Here is a 20,664-nt window from a genome sequence, read left to right as displayed (position 1 = left end):
TCGGAGCTAAACGGTTCCGTCCCGACCTCTTTCTATTCTTCAAATTCTTCTTCATCTGTTAATTCAGGTAAGTCAATCGTGGTCACCGCAGATTGGCCAATTTGCGTTAAATATGCAGCTAATTCATCCACATTTTCCACAGGTGAGACGGCTGCTTCAATTGCCATTGCTAAATTAAGTCCAGCGACTACTCGCAATTGCGGATAAGTGCCCATGGCCATCATAGCCACATTACAAGGTGTTCCTCCTTTTAAGTCAGCTAATACAAGCGTCGGGACATTGCCAGCTTCTTTTAAGATTGCTGCCAGTTTTGCTTGCGTGCCGCTCAAGCCATCTTCTGCGGTCATTGACACAATCGCAGCATCTGCTAATTCCCCGACAATCATTTGAGTAGAAGCTAAGGTTTCTTCTGCCATCCGTCCATGGCTCATTAAAATTAATTTTGGTTTCATCATATCCTCCTAAAAATACTGCTGATAAATTTTTGTTCGTGCTTTCAGAAAGCCACGTTCTTCACGAGTGGGATGAATCCGATTCGTCAGCAAAATTAGGGCTTCTTTGGCCTCTTTTTTCATACCAATCGCCGTTCCAGTAAAGCCAGTATGATACAAATAGCCTGCCCCTGCTTGCGTCTTTTTCACTTCCCAACCAAATGTACGTCCCCCTTGGTTCATAGACCAGAGAGCATCGAACATTTTTTCAGAAAATAATGGTTTGCCAGACGGGTAGCGATTGTTCATAAAACACTGAACAAAAGTGAGTAAATCTGGTAAAGTTGCAAATAACCCTGCACTGCCAATTGGCGCTTTCAGTTGATAGGCTTTCGAATCGTGGACCACCCCCTGAATAACGCTGCGTTGTTTTGTAATCTCTGTGGGCACTGCCTGGGCAAAATCGCTGACCGTAAAACTTGTATGCTGTAGGTTCATTGGTTGAAATACGTATGTTTGAAAGCTCTCTTCTAATGAGCAGCGATCCAATACTTGAATAATTTCTCCCAATAAGTAATACCCTAAATCAGAATAAGTGGTTTTCCCTCGTCCAGATAACGAATGCGTTAAAATGATTTCTTGCAAGCTTTTTTTTGTGACATTTTTCTTATCGACAACATCAGCTGGCAGTCCGCTCTGATGCAGTAGAAGCTCCCCAATCGAACAAGATAGTCCTTGATAATCAGGTAGGATTTCCCCCACAGTGGTTGAAAAAGTAAGCTGATTTGTATCGATTAATTGTAACATTCGATTTGTTGTCCCAATAACTTTCGTTAAGGACGCTAAATCATACAGGCTAGCTGATGAAACCTTTTGTCTTGCAAATGGACCAGTATTACCTAAAAAGCCCGTATACTGTTCTGATAAGCTACCTTCTGTAATCGTTCCCCAAGCGACACCCGGAACTACTTGCTGATTAATCAGTCTCTGAATTGTTTCTTGAATTGCGATTTGATTCATTGTTCACCACTTCTATGCTAAAACTTCTGAAATCCGTCCGTCATGTTCTGCTAATAGTTGTTTGGCTTTTTGAAAATCAACGTGGGCTTTCGCCATTACAATGGCTGGTGCCACTTCTAGCTGTGCTGCCTCCAAGTATTCTTTGGCTTGCGATTCCTCGATTTCTGCTGCTTCTTTAATGATATTCGTGGCACGTTGAATTAATTTTTCGTTCGTTGGTTGTACGTTGACCATCAAATTTTGATAGATATTCCCTACTTTAACCATAATCCCTGTTGAAAACATATTTAACACCATTTTCTGTGCTGAACCCGCTTTCATTCTAGTTGACCCTGTAATGACTTCCGGTCCTACAATTGGCGCAATCCCAATTTCCGCCAATTGATTCATCGGACTTTGATTATTACAGGTAACTGAAATGGTTAGAGCGCCCACTTTTTTTCCGTATTCAATTGCGGAAACGGCATATGGTGTCTGACCACTAGCAGCAATCGCAATTACGACATCTCGGGCGGTCAATTGATGTTGCGTTAAATCTTCGATAGCTAATTCTTTCGAGTCTTCAGCGCCTTCAATTGCTTGATACATTGCTTTTTCACCACCAGCTAAAATACCAAATGCGCGTTCTGGCGACACACTATATGTGGGTGTTAATTCAATCGCATCCAAAGCACCTAAACGTCCAGACGTTCCTGCACCACAATAGATTAAACGGCCCCCTTTTTTAAATCGTTCTGCCGCTGCATCAATTGCTGCAGCGATCTGCGGAAGCACCTTTTCAATTGCTTGTGCTACCTTTTGGTCTTCTTGATTTATTAAAGTTACCATTTCTAATGTTGACACTTGGTCAATCTTTTTAGTCGCTTCATTTCTGGCTTCTGTCGTTAATCCTTCTAAGTTCATTTGCTTGCACACCCCTACTTCTCTTTTAGACGGCTGACAAGTTGACTCGTTTCAATCATATTGCGTTCAATTTCTGTGTCTAAATCATCTTGAATTGAACCTAAATACAGAACATCGCCAATTGCCATTGACGAAGCAATCGATGAAATAGCCCCAACTCGAATGAGGTGCTCATTATTGGGGACTAAAAGAACTTCATCGCTCAATGATCGCACGTTTTCTCCATCGTTACTGGTAATAAAAATAACCGTTGCACCTCTATTTTTGGCAATTTCACAGGCGATTAAGGCTTCTTTTGTCAAACCACTATAGGAGACCGTGATCAAAATGTCTTGTGCCGTTGCATAATTTAAAAACTCCAACATCATGTGACTATCATAATTAAAAATCGCTTGGCGACCAGCGCGGTTAAACTTGTGATAAAGATTATAAGTCGTTAAAGAAGAGGCACCAATTCCAACCAAATGAATTTTTTCCGCTTTTTTAACATGCGCGATTGCTCGTTCCAAGGCTTGTTTATCCACTGTATAAAATAAATCCTCAATCGTAGCATTTAATAAAGATTCCACTTTCATACAAATAGTATCCACCGAATCATCCGCCGCTACAATTGGATCAATATCTTTTTTACCGTTACTGGCAGCTTGTACCGCTGCAATGGATAGTTTTAACTCTTCCCAGCTGTCAAACCCTAATTGTTTAGAAAAACGGGTAACTGATGCTGGAGAAGTTTCGCTATTGCTAGCAATTTCGTTTGCTGTTAATGAGAGAAGACGGGTCGGATCCTTCAGTATATAGTCTGCGATTCTCTTATTTACTTTGGAAAAGTCCTTATATTTTTGTCTGATTGAACGGATTGGCTCCATCTTCTCATCTCCATTTCTATTTTATGAAAGTTAAAATTGCTTCGTTTGGTTCAGAAGGGATCATCTGTGCGGTAATAGTCACCCCATTATCTGTTAAACGACGAACGGTTTGAATATCTTCATCGGTTAATGCAACAGATTTTTTAATTGCTCGACTGCCTTCTTTTTGAGAAATATTGCCGACATTGAAGCTCTGTAATGGGACACCGCCATCAATTAAAGCCGCCATGTCTGCAATGTCTTTCGTAATTAAAAAGACTTTTTCTTCATCATAATTGCCTGCTAAAATTTTTTCAATCGCTTTACGTTTCGATAAAATGGATAATTTAACTCCTGCAGGCTTAGCCATTTTTAAGGCACCAATTTGTAATTGATCTTTGACAGCGGCATCATTTACTACCATGATTCTTTGTGCGCCAACCGTATTCGTCCAAACGGTTGCAACTTGTCCGTGAATTAAACGCTCATCTACTCTTGCATGTACAATTGTCATAATAAATCTCTCCTATTATATACTATTTTTTTAAAATAAACCGCCAACCCAAGCCAACATTGGTTGTAAATTGCCTAAAACCATGCCAATTAAAATTAAAACAAAGATTAGCCGTGTTGAATTCATTTTCTTTTTCCCTAGTAACCAATAGGATAAAAGAACAATCCCTAAAGGAATTAATGCGGGTAAAATTTTATCCAACATTTCTTGAACAGATAATGTTACATCTCCCATTTTATAAGTTAAATCTAATTTGTAAGTAATTACCGAAGGAATCAAACCGCCGACCACCGTTAACCCTAAAATAGCTGCACCTTGCGTAAACAATTTCATTTTATCCGCAAATTCTGTCGCAATTTTTTTCCCTTGATGGTAACCAATCCAAGTGAATTTATAGCGAACCCATAGGACCACTGCTCCGGCAATTAACGGGATCAGTAACCCAACAACCTGTCCCCCTTGCGCCATGTAAGCTGCAATCGAAAAAACAATCGCACGATAAATCGCGATAAAAATGGTATCACCAACACCAGCAAACGGACCCATTAGACCTGTTTTCAAGCCAGTAATGGCCGTTTCATCTTCAATGCCGACTTCTTCTTCCAAAGCCATATCAGCTCCGACAATTAAATGCGACATGGCTGGCGTTGTATTCATAAAGCCAAGATGTGTCTTCAAGGCTTTCTTCATAGCTACTGGATCTTCACTATATAGTCGCTTTAATGCAGGCATCATCACCCAAGCGTAACCAAGTCCTTGCATTTTTTCATAGTTCCAGCCCCACTGATAGCCAAAAAGATTACGGACGTAAACTTTATTAATATCCTTTTTTGTTAATTTGTTAGTCATCAATCTCAACCTCCTCATCATCTTCGTAAATAACCGTGCCACTTGTTGTAGCTGCGCCGCCTTTGTTATGATTCATCACATAAATCGCTGCTAAAGCCAAGCCAACCAGTGCGACACCTAAAACTGAGAAGAATTGGGCCCCATAAGCAAGTAACACGAACCCAATAATAAAATAGGGCCAGTATGTTTTAATTGGTAAGTAACGCATTAAAATAGCAATCCCCATCGCTGGTAAAATAGCGCCTGCTGCTTTTAGCCCATTCATCACCCAAATAGGAATCCAATTATTGATAGCGTTTACAACTTGTTCACCAAAAGCTAGGCCAATAAAAACTGGGATGACACGAGAAATCGTCCAAGGAAAAATTCCTAAAACATTGCAGCGCTCGACCCCTTTATAATTGCCTTCTTCCGCATAGCGATCTGCTTTGTGTTGGAAAAACGTATTAGCCATTCTGCCTAAAATATCTAGTTGTGTTAATAATAACCCAATTGGAACCGCAACTCCGATACCATACTCTGCCCCTTTCCCTGAAATGATTGCATAAGCCGTTCCCATAATGGCCCCTGAAAGAAAGTCTGGGACTGTTGCTCCTCCATAAGTCGCTACGCCTAATGTCATCAATTGAAGCGTTGCCCCAATCATCAAACCTGTTTGAACATCTCCTAAGACTAGGCCAGTAAACGTTGCAGCAAACAATGGTGTATATGGACCAATCTGAATAGAAATTTGGTCAAGTACACCAACAACTGTGTAAAGACATAAAATCAAAATAATACCAATCGATACTGTCATGCTTTCTCATCCTCCTTGAATGCGTTTTCTTTTTTGTATTTGTAGAATACCATTAAAGAAATATCATTTCAAGTTCTTTTTAAAAATATTTTTAAATGAAATTACATTTCTTATATAATTTTTGTGCTATACTAAAAGAAAACGGTTTAGGAGTGATTATGTGCGGGTTTTGCTGATTTATTTCATAACTATTTTTCTATCCAATACAGTTGGGGCGCTCTCTGGGATGGGTGGAGGCGTCATTATTAAGCCTGTTTTGGATTTTCTTGGGTTCCATTCGTTAAATAGTATTGCGTTCTATTCAAGTGTCGCTGTTTTTGTCATGTCCATTTCTTCGACTTATAAACAGTATCAAAATGGTGTCCAAATTGAATGGAAAAAAGCCGCGAGTATTTCGTTTGGTTCCTTAGTCGGCGGCATGTTAGGTGATTTACTTCTTAATCAGGCGATTGCACTAGCGCCAAATGAAGAAAAAGTACAACTAATCCAATATATCATCATGTTGCTGACCTTGGTTTTGGTTCTTCTCTACAATCAATTTTCCAACTGGCACTTACACCTCAACGGATTGAGCATTTTTCTGATTGTCGGATTAGGCTTAGGGATTCTATCAACCTTTTTAGGCATCGGTGGCGGTCCCATTAATGTAGCTTGCCTTATTCTCTTTTTTGGAATGGATATCAAATCAGCAACTGTCTATTCCATCATTACTATTTTTTTCTCCCAACTCGCCAAACTTGGCAATATCGGCTTGACCACAGGGTTTGCGGTTTTTGATTTGACAATGCTTTGGGCTATTATTCCTGCCGCTTTATTCGGTGGTTATGTCGGCGGTCTTTTCAGTAAAAAATTATCTCAACAACGGGTCGCCCAAATTTATAGTTTAGTTGTTTTTTTAGTTATTTTGTTAAATATGTATAATTTGTGGACTGTTATCTAAAAAAGAAGCGCTTTGTCGTATAGACAAAACGCTTCTTTTTTAATTAAATCACTGTTAATTTAACATCTATATTATTTCTTGTTGCTTTAGAATATGGGCAAATTTCGTGGGCTTTTTTAACAAGTTCTTCTGCTTTAGCTTGATCTACCCCATCAATATGAACTTCTAATTCAGCACCAACGCTAAATCCATCTTCTCCTTGGAATAAGGAAACACGTGCAGTTACTGTACTTTTACCTTCGACTTTTTCTTGATCCATCACTAATTCTAATGCACCGTTAAAGCAAGCACTGTAAGCCGCTGCGAATAATTGTTCTGGATTTGTTGTATTTTCTTTCTTGACACCTGGCGAAGCAACTGCATAAGAAAATGATTTATCCGGTGAGTGAACTTCTCCTGCACGTCCACCCGTATTAATGATAGTTGTTTCATAGATTTTTTTCATGTAAATTCCTCTCCTTTGTAAAGTTTTACACTTCTGAGAACTTGTTACTTACATAATTATTGTAGGAAACTTTGCCAGATACAGCAAACGTTGTGCTTGTGAATAATAAAAAATAACATTTAACGTTGTATTTTTGACGTAGAAAAAGAACCCATTCTATGATAGGATAAAGTGAACTTGTACATTTGTACACAAACTATTTTACAAAGGAGACTTTCCCTTGACACACTTACTTGATTATCAACCATTAAACCTCTACACAAACTATCAAGAAGCCGCAGAAAAAACACCAACTGTTCCAATTATTTTTGATGAATCTTTGCCTGCTTTTCCTGCACTTGGCTTAGAAACAACTTATGGTGAAAGCCATCAAGAAATTTTGAAACGGGCATATCAATTAGCCGCTTTAGGTGTAAAAAAAGGCGACAAAATTATTATTTATAAAAGTCCTAAATTCGACACGTATTTACTAGCTGTTGCAGCCTCATATCTAGCCGCCGTTCCTGTAATGGTTTCATACCATTTACCTTTTGAAACAATTGAAGTATTCGTTGATCGTTTAGAAGATCCTTATATTTTATTTGATGATGTGACTGCTGAAAAAGTTCAAGCTGTTCGTAACAGCTCTGCCAATAAAAAACTTTCGGTTGCTTCTCTTTTAGAAGCTGATGCCACGGAAGTTCCTCAAGACGAACTGACTAAAGACGAAATTGCCTACATGACTCACACCTCTGGAACAACAGGTATTCCTAAACTTATCTGTCATTCCAATCACTCTATGGGTTGGCGTACAAAATGGCAAAAAACCATTTTCACAAAAATTGCTGAAAAGAAATTAGTTGGCTTTCATATTTCGCCAGTTCATTCTCGTTTTAACATTGGCGTGTCTTCTTTAATGGCCATGGGCTTCCCTATGATGCCTTTAGCAAATGCTTCGAGCGAAAAAGTCGCTGAAATGTTCAGCACCTATCAACCAATCGCTGTAGAAACACACCCCAATAACTTCGTTCAATGGGTTCGTTTGGCCAAAGAAAAACCTGAAGCCTTCGCTAGTGTCCATTATTATCATTCTACTTTTGATGCAATTAACAACGCTACAATGGTGGCTTTCTTAAAAGCATCTGCTGCCAATGAACCAATTTTCCTACAAGTTTATGGTCAAAGTGAATGCGGGCCAATGATCTTACGAGCGCATACTTTAGACTCCCTAAAAGATTCAGATGCTCGTGACATGGGTGTTGGTTTAGAGGATTTAACACAAGCTCGAATTACCGATGAAAAAGGACAAGTTTTACCTGCGATGACGGATGGCCATATCCAATTCTTATCAAAAGGACGGGCCTTAACGTATTACAAAGAAGATGCCCGCTTTGCAGAAAATGTCTACGGCGAATGGTGGGACAGCGGCGATTACGGAATGTTAGATGAACGCGGCCACTTATTCTTGAAAGATCGCCAAGTAGATCTAATTGAAAACATCGACAGTAATTTAGCTATTGAAGATCATTTATTGGATGCATTAGATTTCTTAGAAGAAGTGATTATTGTCCGTGGCAAAGAAAATGAACCTCAGCCAATTTTAGCGGTTGTCCCTGGGGAAGAAATGGATTGGGACGCTTGGTGGACACAAGTAGCCGATTTACCACATTTAAACGAACCTATCATTATGGCTTTTGACGAAATACCTCACACAGCTACTATGAAAGTGCAACGTTTACAACTAGAAAAATGGTTGAAAGAACAATAAAATAAAATTCTTTGTTAAACAGTGTTGGTCAAAAGAACGTTTAGACCAGCGTTGGAGCAAGTGGAGCAGAAAGCTAAAAAGTTAACTCGTTGTAGGTTATCTTAAGCTTTAAAAAGAGGGGTAGTCGTCGTTTTGACGGCTGCTCCTCTTTCTTTTGCATACCGTTAATTAAATCCTTTTTGTGAAGAGCTTGACATGGGATGGTTCCCACAAATTATACTTAGCTTATTCAAAGAATGGAGTGAGCAAGTATGAAAATTTTAATTAAACAAGATTTCGACACGATGAGCGAATGGGCAAAAATGTTACTTCTAAGCACGATGAGCCAAGATAAACGAGTGAATTTATCAATTACCGCTGGTAAAACGCCAGCACTTGTTTACCAAAAATTAGCCTCGATTGTGAAAAACTCATCTGACTTTGATAATGTTCATTATTATAACTTTGATGAAATCCCCGTTCCTCATCAAAAGGAAGGCATTACTCTGACAGATTTGCGGACGCTGTATTTGACACCTGCGGAAATATCCGAGCAAAACATCCATCCATTAACTGTCGAAAACTTTCAACAACAAGAACAACGGATTGCTGACGCAGGCGGCTTAGATTTGATGTTAATTGGCTTAGGAGCAGATGGTCATTTTTGTGGGAACATGCCCACTACCACTCATTTTAAAAATGAAACCTACCAAGTGACCGTCACTGGTTCAGAGCCTTGGTTTGTTCCTGAAATGATGCAGCCAGGCATGACCTTTGTTACGATGGGGCCAGCCAGCATCATGAAAGTTAAGCATCTTGTCCTAATTGTAAATGGGGCACAAAAAGCTCAGATGGTCAAACAAGTGCTCCAAGGACCTGTCACAGAAACGTATCCTGCTTCTATTCTTCAACTCCACCCAAATTTAACGGTTCTCTTGGATGAAGCCGCAGCGAGTCAATTAGAAAAATAAAAAATTGCGCCTAGATTATGCTTCTCTGCATAGTCATAGGCGCAATTTTGTTATCATTACATGATTTTTTGATACTGACTGTATTTTAGCAAATTCGTCTGGGAAAGTGTAACACCAATACCAAGTCCCTGAGGCACGGTCATTGTCCCTTGCTCTAAAATAAAAGGTTCCGTGATGATATCTTCATAAAAATAGCGTTCCGTTGCTGAAATATCACCTGGAAAGGAAAAGGTAGGCTGTGACGCAAATTGCAAATTCAATGCGCGACCAACACCAGACTCAAACATACCACCTAACCAAACCAATAAATCATTTTCTTGGCAAAATGCGGCAATCTTCAACGCCTCGTGAATCCCACCTACACGAGGAATCTTCAAATTGATACTACGGCAACTTCCCAATGCTAACGCCACTTGGCAGTCTTTGAGACTACGAATATTTTCATCCAAACAAATTCTTGTCTTCAGTTCTCTTTGTAATTGTGCGTGATCTAAAAAATCATCTGCAGCAAAAGGCTGTTCAATCATCGCTAATTGATAGTGATCTAAACGTTGTAATTGAGGCAAATCAGCCAATGTATACGCTGAATTGGCATCGACCATTAAAGGCAAGTTAGGAAAATGCTGACGAATCAAAGCAACGGCTTCCACATCATAACCGGGACGAATTTTCAGCTTCACTCGTTGATACCCTTTTCCTACAGCTAACTGAACTTGTTTAAGCAATTGAGGTAAGTCTTCTTGAATCCCTAAACTAATCCCTACAGGAATTTTCCTCCGCGTTGGTCCAAAAAATTCAGTTAAACTCTTCTGTTGCCGTTTGGCATATAAATCCCAGATGGCAGTTTCTAACGCAGCTTTTCCCATCCAATGCCCTTTAACTTCTTCAAAAATTGTTGAAACCTCTTGCGGCTGTTCAAGCGCTCCTGTTAAAAGTAACGGAATTAAATGCTGTTGGATGATGAAGCGTTCGGTTACCAACGTTTCTTGCACATAATCAGGCTGCTCAAAAGCCACTAATTCGCCAAGCCCTTGATTTCCTTGCTCATCCGTTATTACAAATAGATCAAACGCTTTTTCTTCCAAGCGACCATAGCTCGTGACAAACGGCGTTTTTAAAGGCAAACGAACCTGATAGGTTTCAATTGATTGAATGTTCATTCAGACGGCTCCTTCCAATAACGCTGTCACCTTTTCATAGAAAATCGTTGGTTGTTCTAAATGGATACAATGTCCTGCTTCAGGAAAAATTGTCAGCCTCAACAACGGTTGACGTGCCTGCATTTTTTTCGCAATTCCAATAAATTTTTGATCTTCGCCGCCTACCAATAAATCGGTAGGAATCGGCTGCAATTCTGCTAGACGTTCCCAGTAACTCTCTTGCGCTCCTGTCCCCATATACCACAAACTACTAGCCAATCCAAAGGCCGATTGGCTCAAACGTTCCTGCCGAATGGCCATTTGCTGTGCCACAGACAAGGCTTTTTGCGTTTGAAATAACGGTAATTCTTGCCAGAAATCAATAAAATCCACAAGCGGTTCCTCTAAGAGACGTTCCGCCAAACGATGATCTTGACAGATACGAGCCTGACGTTCTGCGGCGGTGGCCAAACCTGGTGATCCACTTTCCAATAAAAGATGCTGTACCTTTTGTGGATAATGTAATGCAAAACCTAAAGCTGTTCGAGCGCCCATTGAATAGCCTAATAAACAAAAGCAAGGCAAATTTAGCGATTCGGTTAGTTCAGCAAGATCATGGCAAACCTGTTTCATGGTATAACGCTCTGGTGCTACCAAACTAGCAGTCGCGCCATGCCCAGGTAAATCAATGCCTAAAACGTTATAAGGTGTTTGACTGGGAAAAACGGCTGCAAACGTGGCTAACGTTCCTGTGAAACCGTGTAAACAGACTACTGTCGTTCGCTTTGCATCAAAAGGTGTTAACCATTGATAATGGTACTGCATCCCCCGAATTAACCGTTCCATGAAATCCCCTGTCTTTCTACTCGTCTACCAATTTCAGCTAAAATTGATTCGTACAAATGAACATTCTCTTGGCGATTTCCTTTGACTTCTATCACTTGAAATTGTGGTTCTTCAGCCGCTGCTTGTAAAATTTGCTTGAGCTCCGCGATTGTTTTGACTTCTTGGTACGAAGCACCGTAAAGTTCAGCAACTAACGAAAAATCTAAATCAAGCGGTGTTCCAAATAAAGGCTCGAAATCGTCCTCACGTAAAGTTCGTTGAGATAGAAAAGAGAAAATCCCGCCACCATTGTTATTTAATAAAACAATTGTTAACGGCAACTGATAACGTTTAGCCAAAAATAAACCATTCATATCATGATATAGCGCTAAATCACCAATCAGTAGAACGTTTTGCTGTGTCGGTGCTACGGCACTCATTCCTAAAGCAGTTGAAACAATCCCATCAATCCCGTTGATGCCGCGATTTCCAAACATCCGATAAGGGCGACTATCCATAAATCGATCTAAGTAGCGGATAGCCATACTATTAGATACAAATAACTGACCGTTCTCTTTCATTGTTTGGTGAACAGCTAAGCTGGCTGTTGTTTCATTTAATTCTGTCGCGTTCAGCGTTTCTAGAAGAACTTCAGAGACCGTTTTTTCCAGCAAGAGCCATTGTGCTAACCAAGTCGCTTCTGTTGGTTTGACAACCGTTAGCAGTTGTTCTACAAACGTGGTTTCCTTTGCCTGAATAACTGTTTGTGATTTTTTCAATTGCTCTTGCCATTGCCCATTTTCGTCCACAAAATAAAAAGTAGTCTCTGTCGTTGCTAAGCGTTTCAACCATAACATGATGTTTTTAGAAATTGGCAGCGAACCAAAGCGCACTACCACTTCTGGTTCTTGTGGCAAGGTCGCCACATTTAGAAACAGATCACTATGTGCAATAACAACTTCACTATTTTGCCCATGTGTCACAATGTTTGCTAAAGGATCCGCTAGTAACGGCCATTGCAAAGCTTCGGCTAATTGAATAAATAACGCCGCTTCTTCCTCTGTATGACTGCCACCGACAACCAAAACGCCGTTTTTCTGGTACCATTGATCCGCTAGCTGTTGCACTTGTTCTGTAGAAAGGATTGATTGACCAGCGAATAAAGCCGTTTGTTGAGAACTCTTTGTTTTTCTCTCTAAGTCAGGTAATAATGGTTCCCGCAAAGGAAAATTCAAATGAACAGGTGCTGCAGGCGTTTGTTGCGCGAATGCTGCTCCTTTAGCGCCTTGCCAATAGGCGTAATTCAACATCTCTTCTGTTGCTTCTGGCAAAGCCATTTCAACAAATAATTTCACGTGATTTTGATACATTTGTAATTGGTCCATGGCTTGAGGAGCACCAACTTGACGTAACTCATGCGGCCGATCCGTTGTTAAAACAACTAAGGGTACATGGCTAATATTGGCTTCGCAAATTGCTGGATAATAGTTTGCAGCTGCTGTTCCAGAGGTACAAAGTAAGACCACTGGTTTTTGACTCGCTTTACTTAATCCTAAAGCAAAAAAAGCAGCGGAACGTTCATCGACATCGACAAATGTTTGGATTGCGGTTTCCCGATGAAGTAATAAAGCCAGTGGTGTGGAACGGGACCCTGGACTAATGACTGCTTGTTCAACCCCACTATTTTTTAAGCCTTCAATAAAGGCCGTTAAATAATCGGTCATTGTTTCTTGATGATTCATTAAACCTGCCCTCCAATTCCTCGTAACATCGGTTGAAATTTTATTTTCGTTTCTTCTCTTTCTAGCTCTGCTTGGGAATCCGCAACAATACCACAACCTGCATAAAGAACGCCTTGCTGACCAGCAAAGACACCTGAACGCAAGGCCACAGCAAACTCGCCACTATCATCATTCCCTGAAATCCAACCGATTGGCGCACCATATAACCCACGACTCCCTGGCTCATATTGTCGAATCCATTCGACTGCCAACTCTTTGGGCTCACCGCCTAAAGCTGGCGTTGGGTGTAGTTGCATCACACTTTCCAAGAACGAAATTCCCGGCTTACGTTGACCCGAGATTGGCACATAAAGATGTTGTACATCTCGATTTTCCAAAATAATGGGTGCTTGAATACTGTTTTCAGAAGTCGTCATCTTCACCAACTCTTTCGCTAAACGTTCCACCACAATTTGGTGTTCTCCGGTATTTTTGCGGTCTTGTAAAAGTTGTGCTCCTAAAGCTTTCGTTTCTTCTGGTGTTTGACCCGTTTTAATGGTTCCTGCAATACAAGCGGTCGCAAACGTTTCTTTAGTACCCAACAGAAGTCGTTCTGGTGTTGCACCAATGAAACTTGTGTCTTTGGCTTCTAAAGCAAACAAATACGTATTTTGTTGTTGTGCCATTAAATTAACGAGCACTTGGTTACTTCGAATTTTTTCAGGACTGCTCACAGCAAGTTGTCGAGCCAAAACCACTTTTTTTAAAGGGCCATCTTCTCTTAAGACTGCTACTGTTTCGTTGACAGCTTGTAGCCATTCAGTCACGGCAACTTCTTCCTTGTCAATCTTTGTTTCCGCTACAGCTGGCAACTCCTCACAGGTAGCTAACAAGCGATCAAACTGAGCCACCAAAGTCGACCAACGTTCCTCGACTTCTTGTTCACTAGAACCTGAAAAGTTCAGCGTTCCATAAATACGTGAACCTGAAAAAGTAAATAGAATACTTGGTAGATAAAACCAACCTTCCCCTAACTCTCCCCAGGCCTCAGTAGGCGTTTGTTCTGTATCAAAAGGCAAACCGCCAAACAGAAGAGCCCCCGTACCAGAAATAGACATATTTTGAAAACGAGTTGCCGCCTCTTTTTTTAAAAGGTTGTTCAATTGCTGCGTTTCTGTTTCTGCACCTTTTAAGATAGTTTCATATCCGAAGCCAACCAAAGCAAAATCTTTTTTCGGCGTTTGCCAAAAAAAACGTTCTCCTTGGTATGCCTTTTCACCAGCGGCAAAAATTGCCAAGGCTGTTTGTTCTGTTTCTAATGGAAAAACCCAACTGAACTGACGGGCATTCTTCTGATAGGCTTGTCGTAATTCATCAGGCAATTTCATCTGATTAAAAACGCCTCTCTTTCTTCTGTCATGAAACGATGTTTGGCAATCTTTCCACTCGCTGTTTGCGGGAAAGAATGACAAAAATAAATGCGTTTCGGTCGTTTATATTTTGCCAGTTTTCGTGAACACTGGTCTTGAATTTGCGCTAAGGTGAGTTCTTGGTCACTAATCACATAAGCAACTGGGACGGCTCCCCATTGCACATCTGGTTCTCCTACAACTGCCGCTGCTTTAATTCCTGTTATCGCCTGTAACACCTGTTCAACCTCAGTGGGGTAAATATTTTCACCACCAGAGATAATGAGTTCACTTAAACGACTAACCAAATACAGGTAACCTTGTGCATCTAAATAGCCCATGTCGCCTGTTTTAAACCAACCATCCGCTGTCCATTTTTCAGGTTGACGATGGTTAAGGTAACCTGAAACAACGTTTGTTCCCTTAAGTAAAATTTCTCCGACTTGCTTTTCTGGCTGTTCTTGTCCTAGTTCATCAACAATTTTGATCTGCATATCTTTTAACGGTTGCCCAGCAGAGCCGATTTTCAGTGCCGCATCTTCAAATTTCAAGGCAACAACTTGCGAACACGTTTCCGTCATCCCATAAGATTGAATGACTGGAATCCCTTTTTCCTCACACTGCGCTAATTTATCCGGTGCAATCGGTCCGCCACCCAATAGCATTCCTTTAAAGCTGGCGCTGTAGCCAGCCTCAGGATAGACAGACAATAATTGTTGTAACATTGTCGCAACCACTGAAATGACGGTTCCACGGCCTTCTTGTAAATCTTGTGTCACTTGCTGTTCATCAAATTTATCGTAAAGGCGAATACTACAACCTAAGACGAGTTGTCGAACAACAATCGACAATCCGCTAATATGAAATAATGGGACTGCACACAACCAACAATCTTCAGCAGTAATCCCCATATTTTCTTGAGTGCCTCTAGCACTGGCCAAATGATTTTTAAACCGTTGCAAGACCCCTTTAGGCTGTCCTGTAGTTCCTGATGTATACATAATAGAAGCCACCGACTCTAAGTCACTTGGCTGTTGAAACTCCTGATGTGAAAGACTATGCTGTTTTTTAATCATTGGCTGAACGTCGACAAAAGAAATTTCTTCTAACAAAGCCTGCGTTTCAGGCGCACCAATAATCGTTTTAACTTGCGCATCTTTTAACTGAAAAGTCAGTTCAGCAAGTGTCAAATGCGTATTTAAAAATAATAACTCTTTCCCCAATTCCCATAAGGCTAGAATTGAAAAATACAACTCTTTGCTGTTCTTACTGAATAAAGCCACACGTTTTTCTTCTGGTGCAAGCACCTGTTGATATGTGGTTACCCAATGGCTGACTTCTTGTTGCACTTCTAAAAACGTCCAAGATTCATCCTGAAAATAAAAAGCAGGATGATCGGGACGTTTTTGTACTTGTTTATTTAACCAAGTCATTGGTTTATGGGAATTTAGGGAATTGATCGAAATCTGGTGTCCGTTTTTCTTTAAATGCATCTCGGCCTTCTTGTGCTTCAGCCATTGTATAGTAAAGAAGTGTCGCATCACCAGCTAATTGTTGCACACCAGCCAAGCCATCTGTATCGGCATTTAAAGAGGCTTTAATCATCCGTAAAGCAATCGGGCTTTTGGTTAACATTTCTTCTGCCCACTCCATTGTCACATCTTCTACTTGATCCAATGGAACAACGGTATTAATCCAACCCATATCTAAAGCTTCTTGGGCAGAATATTGTTTACACATAAACCAAACTTCTTTTGCTTTTTTATGGCCGATAACACGCGCTAAGTAACCTGAGCCGTATCCACCATCAAAGCTACCGACATTTGGTCCTGTTTGCCCAAACTTAGCATTTTCCGCCGCAATTGTTAAATCACAGACTAATTGTAAAACATTGCCGCCACCAATGGACCAGCCTTTCACCATTGCGATGACTGGTTTGGGAATGACACGGATTAACCGTTGTAAATCTAATACATTTAAACGTGGAATATTGTCTTCGCCAACGTAACCACCATTACCTCGAACTTTTTGATCGCCACCAGAACAGAATGCTTGGTCACCTGCGCCTGTTAAAATAATAACCCCGACATCTTCTTTATCACGACTAATGTTGAATGCATCAATCATTTCCATGACTGTTTTTGGTGTGAATGCGTTGTGAACATGCGGGCGGTTGATAGTAATTTTTGCTACTTTGCCTGCTTGCTCAAATAAAATTTCATCATATTCTTTAATTGTTGTCCAGTTTCTCATTAGGAAACCTCCTTCATTAATCTCATCTTTTCTATTATACACAAGAATCGGCACTTTAGAGAAAAAGTCGCTTGAATTTTAAGAAAAAACATGGCTATTTCAAATTTTCTTCATTCCTGTATAATAAATAAAAAACCTTTTATTCTCTCTTTTATTAGAAAGGACTGATTACTATTCATCTTTTAGAGTATTTAGGCATCACGATTCAACAGGTTTCTGCTGAGAAATGTCAGCTTACTTTAACGGTAAAAGACGTGCATAAACAACCCTATGGCCTTGTCCACGGGGGCTTAAACGGCGTCTTAATTGAAACTGCCTGTAGTTTAGGTGCGAACGAAAACGTTCCTGAAAACACTTTTGCTGTCGGCATAGACTTACAAGTAAATCATCTTCGTAGTGTCCATGATGGTAGCCTTACCGTGATTGCGACACCCGATCACTCGGGAAAGACCCTTCAAGTTTGGGAAGCAAAAATATATAACGCAGACCACCAATTGACGAGCGTGGGGCGTTGTACCTTAACAAATCGACAAAAAAAACAGTAATCTTTACAGGTTACTGTTTTTTTTTATGGTTTTTAATAAGTAATTAGATTACTTCGTTTATTTAATTTTAGTACCAACCATTTGCTAACCAGAATGATTTAGCTGCATCCCATGAACCATAGCGACCTGCTACGTACTGATCTGCCACGCGTTCTTGGTTGGCAGGTGAATAGTCACCATTTAAATAAGAGGCAGATAATTGGTAACGACCGATATACTGACCGTTTGTTGCATCGTAAGAACCACTAGATTCACGTTGTGCGATCCACTCTTTTGCATCACTGCTTGCGGCAGGTGCTGCTGGTTGCGCTACTTCTTGAGCAACAGGTTGTTGTACTTCTTGTTGTACTGGTTGTGCAACAGGTTGTTCAACTACTTGTTGAACTGGTGCAACTTCTACAGCTGGTGCTGGAGTATTAGCAACTTCTTTTTCTGAACGAATAACTAATTGTTCTCCTTCAAAAATTAAATCAAGGTTTGGCAATTTGTTATCAGAAGCAATTTTTTGAATTAAGCTATTGTCTCCTGCAAATTGATGAGAAATTGTTGATAAAGTATCTCCTGCTTTAACTGTATATAAGCTCTCTGCGTTTGCGTCTGTTCCTAAGAATAATCCTAAACCTGCGGCCAAAGTTGTTCCAAGTAAAATCGTTTTGATTGATTTCATGTATGTTTCTCCTTTGTAATTAAAAATATTTGATTGTTGCTCTTAGCACTCGGCAACAACCACGTCTGCTTCGGTTTATCGAAACGACTTCACATACTTTATCATCGAATGGCCGGCCGTAGGTGAATATCTCGTGACAATTTATTACTAGAATGTCGGTTTTGTTACATTTTGTAATAAAAAGCTGCTGGAAGCTTGATATTATCCTGTTTATATTTTGCGAAAAAAAGTTAAAAAAACAGGATTTTATTTTCGAGAAACCGTTTTCTAACCCTTGATTAGCCCTTAAATGTCGGTTTTTTTACATTCGTTTCAGTCAAAAAGTAACAAAATGTTAAAGATACTAGACATGAGAATGTTTTTTTCAAAAACTCAGGCCTAAAAAGAACGGGTGTTTTCTTTGAATTTTTTTATCATTCACTATTTTTATTTTTCCTTCTATTATATAGATAAATTTTTTGTCGTATTCATTTTTCAATTCTGAAAAAACACTAAGCACTTCCTATTGAAACAAAAAGAGTTAAACAAAAAAATCTTATATTTTGCTTGTTATTTATTCATTTTAATCTTATTCAAAAAAGGAACAGCTAAAGCAACTATGAAAACAAAGTATTGAAAATAAAGCAGAATAAATATTCATTTTTATCATAATTCACGAATAAAAAACAAACAATCGCTCGAACGCTTGTTATTTAAAAACATAATCAGTTTTTTCTCTTTCTATTTTCCAATCTATGAGTAATAAAATATATGAATCTACATTTAAGTCATTTTATTATCAAATATTCTGAATATTATAAGAATTGGAGTTTTATCTATGAGTGACAAAGAACAACTTGAGAAATTAGACAAATCCTTTCTGGGACAACCGAAAGGACTAGCAACACTGTTCTTCACAGAAATGTGGGAACGTTTCAGTTACTACGGCATGCGTGCTATTCTAATGTATTACATTTACGATACCGTAGCCAATGGCGGTTTAGGTCTCCCCAAAGCAACTGCCTTAGCCATCATGTCCATTTATGGATCAATGGTTTTCATGTCCAGTATCATTGGCGGTTGGGTCTCTGACCGTGTCTTAGGTTCAAGGAAAACTGTTTTTATTGGTGGTTTGCTAATCATTGCTGGACATATTGTTCTCGCTACCCCATTTGGTGTCCCCGCCTTATTCGTTTCTATTATGTTGATTGTATTTGGGACTGGGATGTTAAAACCAAACGTTTCAGGGATGGTTGGCCATCTTTATTCAAAAACTGACTTACGTAGAGATGCAGGCTTCTCCATTTTTTACATGGGGATTAATATCGGAGCCTTAATCGCTCCCCTTGTTGTCGGAACTTTAGGACAAGAATATAATTATCATTTAGGCTTTTCCGTTGCCGCAGTAGGGATGTTCTTCGGGCTACTACAATATTATTTCCAAGGACGTAAATCTCTTGCTGGGATTGGTCAAGCCCCAACTAATCCAATGTCTAAAGAAGAGCAAAAGAAATTTGCTAAAGCATTTATGTTGGCAATTGTCGTTGCTTTACTTATTTTTGGTGGCGCCTATGTCACAGGACATTTAACAATTGATTTCTTTATTAATACCATCAGCGTGTTAGGAATCCTGTTACCAGTTTATTATTTCAGCAAAATGTTAACGTCTAAAGATGTCACTGCTGAAGAAAAACCAAAAGTTCTGGCTTATTTGCCATTATTCTTAGCAGCAATTGTTTTCTGGTCATTGGAAGAACAAGGTTCGTCTATTCTTGCTCTATTTGCAAATGAACGGACGCAAACGAGTTTGTTTGGCTTCCCGATTGCCGCTAGCTGGTTCCAATCATTAAATCCTGTATTCGTAGTTATTTTGACCCCTATTTTTGTTACATTATGGACAAAACTAGGTAAACGTCAACCATCAACAGTTGTGAAGTTTTCACTAGGGCTAGTCTTTGCTGGTCTTTCCTTTGTCTTATTAATGTTGCCAGGTCTACTTTATGGTACCGAAGGACGGGTGAGTCCACTTTGGTTATTCTTTAGTTTCTTCATTATGATTGTCGGAGAAATGTGTTTATCTCCCGTTGGCTTATCGATTACTACAAAATTAGCACCGAAAGCTTTCGAAGCTCAAACCGTTGCTATTTGGTTATTAGCAGATGCCGCTTCACAAGCCATTAACGCTCAAATTGCTCGTTTCTATACACCTGGAACAGAGTCAGCATATTTTGGGATTGTCGGACTTGTAGCTGTCGTTGCTGGGATTCTCTTATTCATTGTGAAAAAACCAATCCAAAACTTAATGGGTGACGTCCGTTAAACCGTCAAAAAAGTTGCCTTTCTCTTTTTTGAAAGGCAACTTTTTTATACAGCGTTTTGATAACGTTTTCATCAAGTGGTATACTAAATAGAAGGAGGACGAGGACATGCGTTACTTAATTGGCGGTATTTTTTTATTGATTAGTATCTGGCAATTCATTGTTACTGGACGAACATTTTCCTACTTAAAGAAAGAGGGCGGCAAAAGAACCTCACCATTTATTCTGTTAGGACTATGGAGTAGCTTAGTGTTTGCTATTATTTCATTTGCTGTGGCGATTGCTTCTTTCTTTTATGTGAGTTTTTAAGGCAAGTATATTTTATATTTTTTCTTATTAAGCAACGAAAAACATCTCAAAAAATCGAG

Annotated in this window: 21 protein-coding genes; 6 read left to right on the top strand and 15 right to left on the bottom strand. The window is 39.7% G+C overall.

What is annotated here, in order from left to right:
* Positions 1-32 precede the first annotated feature (32 nt).
* The 7 genes from IGJ90_RS01815 to IGJ90_RS01785 are packed head-to-tail and all read right to left on the bottom strand — an operon-like array spanning position 33 to position 5,358.
* Positions 33-452, bottom strand: a complete 420-nt coding sequence (locus tag IGJ90_RS01815; RefSeq protein WP_002363016.1) for a PTS sugar transporter subunit IIA — start codon at positions 450-452, stop codon at positions 33-35.
* Positions 453-461: 9 nt separating this feature from the next.
* Positions 462-1,451: a serine hydrolase domain-containing protein gene (locus tag IGJ90_RS01810; protein ID WP_438767468.1), complete on the bottom strand. Its 990-nt coding sequence runs from the start codon at positions 1,449-1,451 to the stop codon at positions 462-464.
* 12 nt (positions 1,452-1,463) lie between these two features.
* Positions 1,464-2,354: an N-acetylmuramic acid 6-phosphate etherase gene (gene murQ, locus IGJ90_RS01805; RefSeq protein ID WP_438767466.1), complete on the bottom strand. Its 891-nt coding sequence runs from the start codon at positions 2,352-2,354 to the stop codon at positions 1,464-1,466.
* A gap of 14 nt (positions 2,355-2,368) precedes the next feature.
* Positions 2,369-3,220 carry a MurR/RpiR family transcriptional regulator gene (locus IGJ90_RS01800; RefSeq protein ID WP_002355339.1) on the bottom strand — a complete coding sequence of 284 codons (852 nt, stop codon included), beginning with the start codon at positions 3,218-3,220 and terminating at the stop codon, positions 2,369-2,371.
* Between the two features lie 16 nt (positions 3,221-3,236).
* Positions 3,237-3,713 carry a PTS system mannose/fructose/N-acetylgalactosamine-transporter subunit IIB gene (locus tag IGJ90_RS01795; protein WP_002355337.1) on the bottom strand — a complete coding sequence of 159 codons (477 nt, stop codon included), beginning with the start codon at positions 3,711-3,713 and terminating at the stop codon, positions 3,237-3,239.
* A gap of 30 nt (positions 3,714-3,743) precedes the next feature.
* A complete protein-coding gene (locus tag IGJ90_RS01790; protein ID WP_002355336.1) occupies positions 3,744-4,562 on the bottom strand; it encodes a PTS system mannose/fructose/sorbose family transporter subunit IID in 819 nt (272 codons plus the stop codon).
* Positions 4,555-5,358: a PTS mannose/fructose/sorbose/N-acetylgalactosamine transporter subunit IIC gene (locus IGJ90_RS01785; protein ID WP_002358431.1), complete on the bottom strand. Its 804-nt coding sequence runs from the start codon at positions 5,356-5,358 to the stop codon at positions 4,555-4,557. The genes IGJ90_RS01790 and IGJ90_RS01785 overlap by 8 nt, the downstream gene beginning before the upstream one ends.
* 169 nt (positions 5,359-5,527) lie before the next feature.
* On the opposite strand from IGJ90_RS01785, the gene IGJ90_RS01780 reads away from it, so the two are divergent.
* Entirely contained in the window at positions 5,528-6,298 is a 771-nt protein-coding gene (locus IGJ90_RS01780) for a sulfite exporter TauE/SafE family protein (RefSeq protein WP_225581367.1), read from the top strand.
* A 43-nt stretch (positions 6,299-6,341) separates the two neighbouring features.
* On the opposite strand, the gene IGJ90_RS01775 is transcribed toward IGJ90_RS01780, so the two are convergent.
* On the bottom strand, positions 6,342-6,743 hold the full coding sequence (locus IGJ90_RS01775) for an organic hydroperoxide resistance protein (RefSeq protein WP_002355332.1): 402 nt from the start codon (positions 6,741-6,743) through the stop codon (positions 6,342-6,344).
* A gap of 220 nt (positions 6,744-6,963) precedes the next feature.
* Here IGJ90_RS01775 and IGJ90_RS01770 point away from each other — a divergent pair, with 220 nt between their 5' ends.
* The gene (locus IGJ90_RS01770; protein ID WP_002366111.1) at positions 6,964-8,490 is read left to right on the top strand and encodes an AMP-binding protein; all 1,527 of its coding nucleotides are present in this window, start codon (positions 6,964-6,966) and stop codon (positions 8,488-8,490) included.
* A gap of 251 nt (positions 8,491-8,741) precedes the next feature.
* A complete protein-coding gene (locus IGJ90_RS01765; RefSeq protein ID WP_002366110.1) occupies positions 8,742-9,440 on the top strand; it encodes a glucosamine-6-phosphate deaminase in 699 nt (232 codons plus the stop codon).
* Positions 9,441-9,496: 56 nt separating this feature from the next.
* Here the strand turns inward: IGJ90_RS01765 and menC are convergent, their stop codons facing one another.
* From menC to menB, 6 genes are read right to left on the bottom strand one after another with little or no spacing between them, the layout of a single operon-like run.
* Entirely contained in the window at positions 9,497-10,600 is a 1,104-nt protein-coding gene (gene menC, locus IGJ90_RS01760) for an o-succinylbenzoate synthase (RefSeq protein WP_002366109.1), read from the bottom strand.
* Positions 10,601-11,425, bottom strand: a complete 825-nt coding sequence (gene menH, locus IGJ90_RS01755; protein WP_002366108.1) for a 2-succinyl-6-hydroxy-2,4-cyclohexadiene-1-carboxylate synthase — start codon at positions 11,423-11,425, stop codon at positions 10,601-10,603. It lies immediately after the preceding gene.
* Positions 11,413-13,146: a 2-succinyl-5-enolpyruvyl-6-hydroxy-3-cyclohexene-1-carboxylic-acid synthase gene (gene menD, locus IGJ90_RS01750; RefSeq protein WP_002366107.1), complete on the bottom strand. Its 1,734-nt coding sequence runs from the start codon at positions 13,144-13,146 to the stop codon at positions 11,413-11,415. Before menD ends, menH begins: the two co-directional genes overlap by 13 nt.
* The gene (locus IGJ90_RS01745) at positions 13,146-14,513 is read right to left on the bottom strand and encodes an isochorismate synthase (protein WP_438767462.1); all 1,368 of its coding nucleotides are present in this window, start codon (positions 14,511-14,513) and stop codon (positions 13,146-13,148) included. The genes menD and IGJ90_RS01745 overlap by 1 nt, the downstream gene beginning before the upstream one ends.
* Positions 14,510-15,967 carry an o-succinylbenzoate--CoA ligase gene (locus tag IGJ90_RS01740; RefSeq protein WP_438767460.1) on the bottom strand — a complete coding sequence of 486 codons (1,458 nt, stop codon included), beginning with the start codon at positions 15,965-15,967 and terminating at the stop codon, positions 14,510-14,512. Before IGJ90_RS01740 ends, IGJ90_RS01745 begins: the two co-directional genes overlap by 4 nt.
* A 4-nt stretch (positions 15,968-15,971) precedes the next feature.
* Positions 15,972-16,841: a 1,4-dihydroxy-2-naphthoyl-CoA synthase gene (menB, locus tag IGJ90_RS01735; RefSeq protein WP_002391106.1), complete on the bottom strand. Its 870-nt coding sequence runs from the start codon at positions 16,839-16,841 to the stop codon at positions 15,972-15,974.
* 110 nt (positions 16,842-16,951) lie between these two features.
* Between menB and IGJ90_RS01730 the strand changes: the two genes are divergently transcribed.
* Complete coding sequence (locus IGJ90_RS01730) at positions 16,952-17,332, top strand: PaaI family thioesterase (protein ID WP_002355318.1); 381 nt, start codon at positions 16,952-16,954, stop codon at positions 17,330-17,332.
* Positions 17,333-17,399: 67 nt separating this feature from the next.
* Here the strand turns inward: IGJ90_RS01730 and IGJ90_RS01725 are convergent, their stop codons facing one another.
* Complete coding sequence (locus IGJ90_RS01725; protein WP_002355317.1) at positions 17,400-17,999, bottom strand: LysM peptidoglycan-binding domain-containing protein; 600 nt, start codon at positions 17,997-17,999, stop codon at positions 17,400-17,402.
* Between the two features lie 817 nt (positions 18,000-18,816).
* Between IGJ90_RS01725 and IGJ90_RS01720 the strand changes: the two genes are divergently transcribed.
* Together IGJ90_RS01720 and IGJ90_RS01715 are read left to right on the top strand one after the other, a co-directional pair.
* Positions 18,817-20,298, top strand: a complete 1,482-nt coding sequence (locus tag IGJ90_RS01720; protein WP_002355315.1) for a peptide MFS transporter — start codon at positions 18,817-18,819, stop codon at positions 20,296-20,298.
* Between the two features lie 106 nt (positions 20,299-20,404).
* Positions 20,405-20,605, top strand: a complete 201-nt coding sequence (locus IGJ90_RS01715) for a hypothetical protein (protein WP_002355314.1) — start codon at positions 20,405-20,407, stop codon at positions 20,603-20,605.
* Positions 20,606-20,664: the final 59 nt, after the last annotated feature.

The organism is Enterococcus sp. AZ129, assembly GCF_051714505.1.
Taxonomy (GTDB): Bacteria; Bacillota; Bacilli; order Lactobacillales; family Enterococcaceae; genus Enterococcus; species Enterococcus faecalis.
Note: the sequence above shows the minus strand (reverse complement) of the source record. Positions and strands in the feature narration are given on the sequence as shown.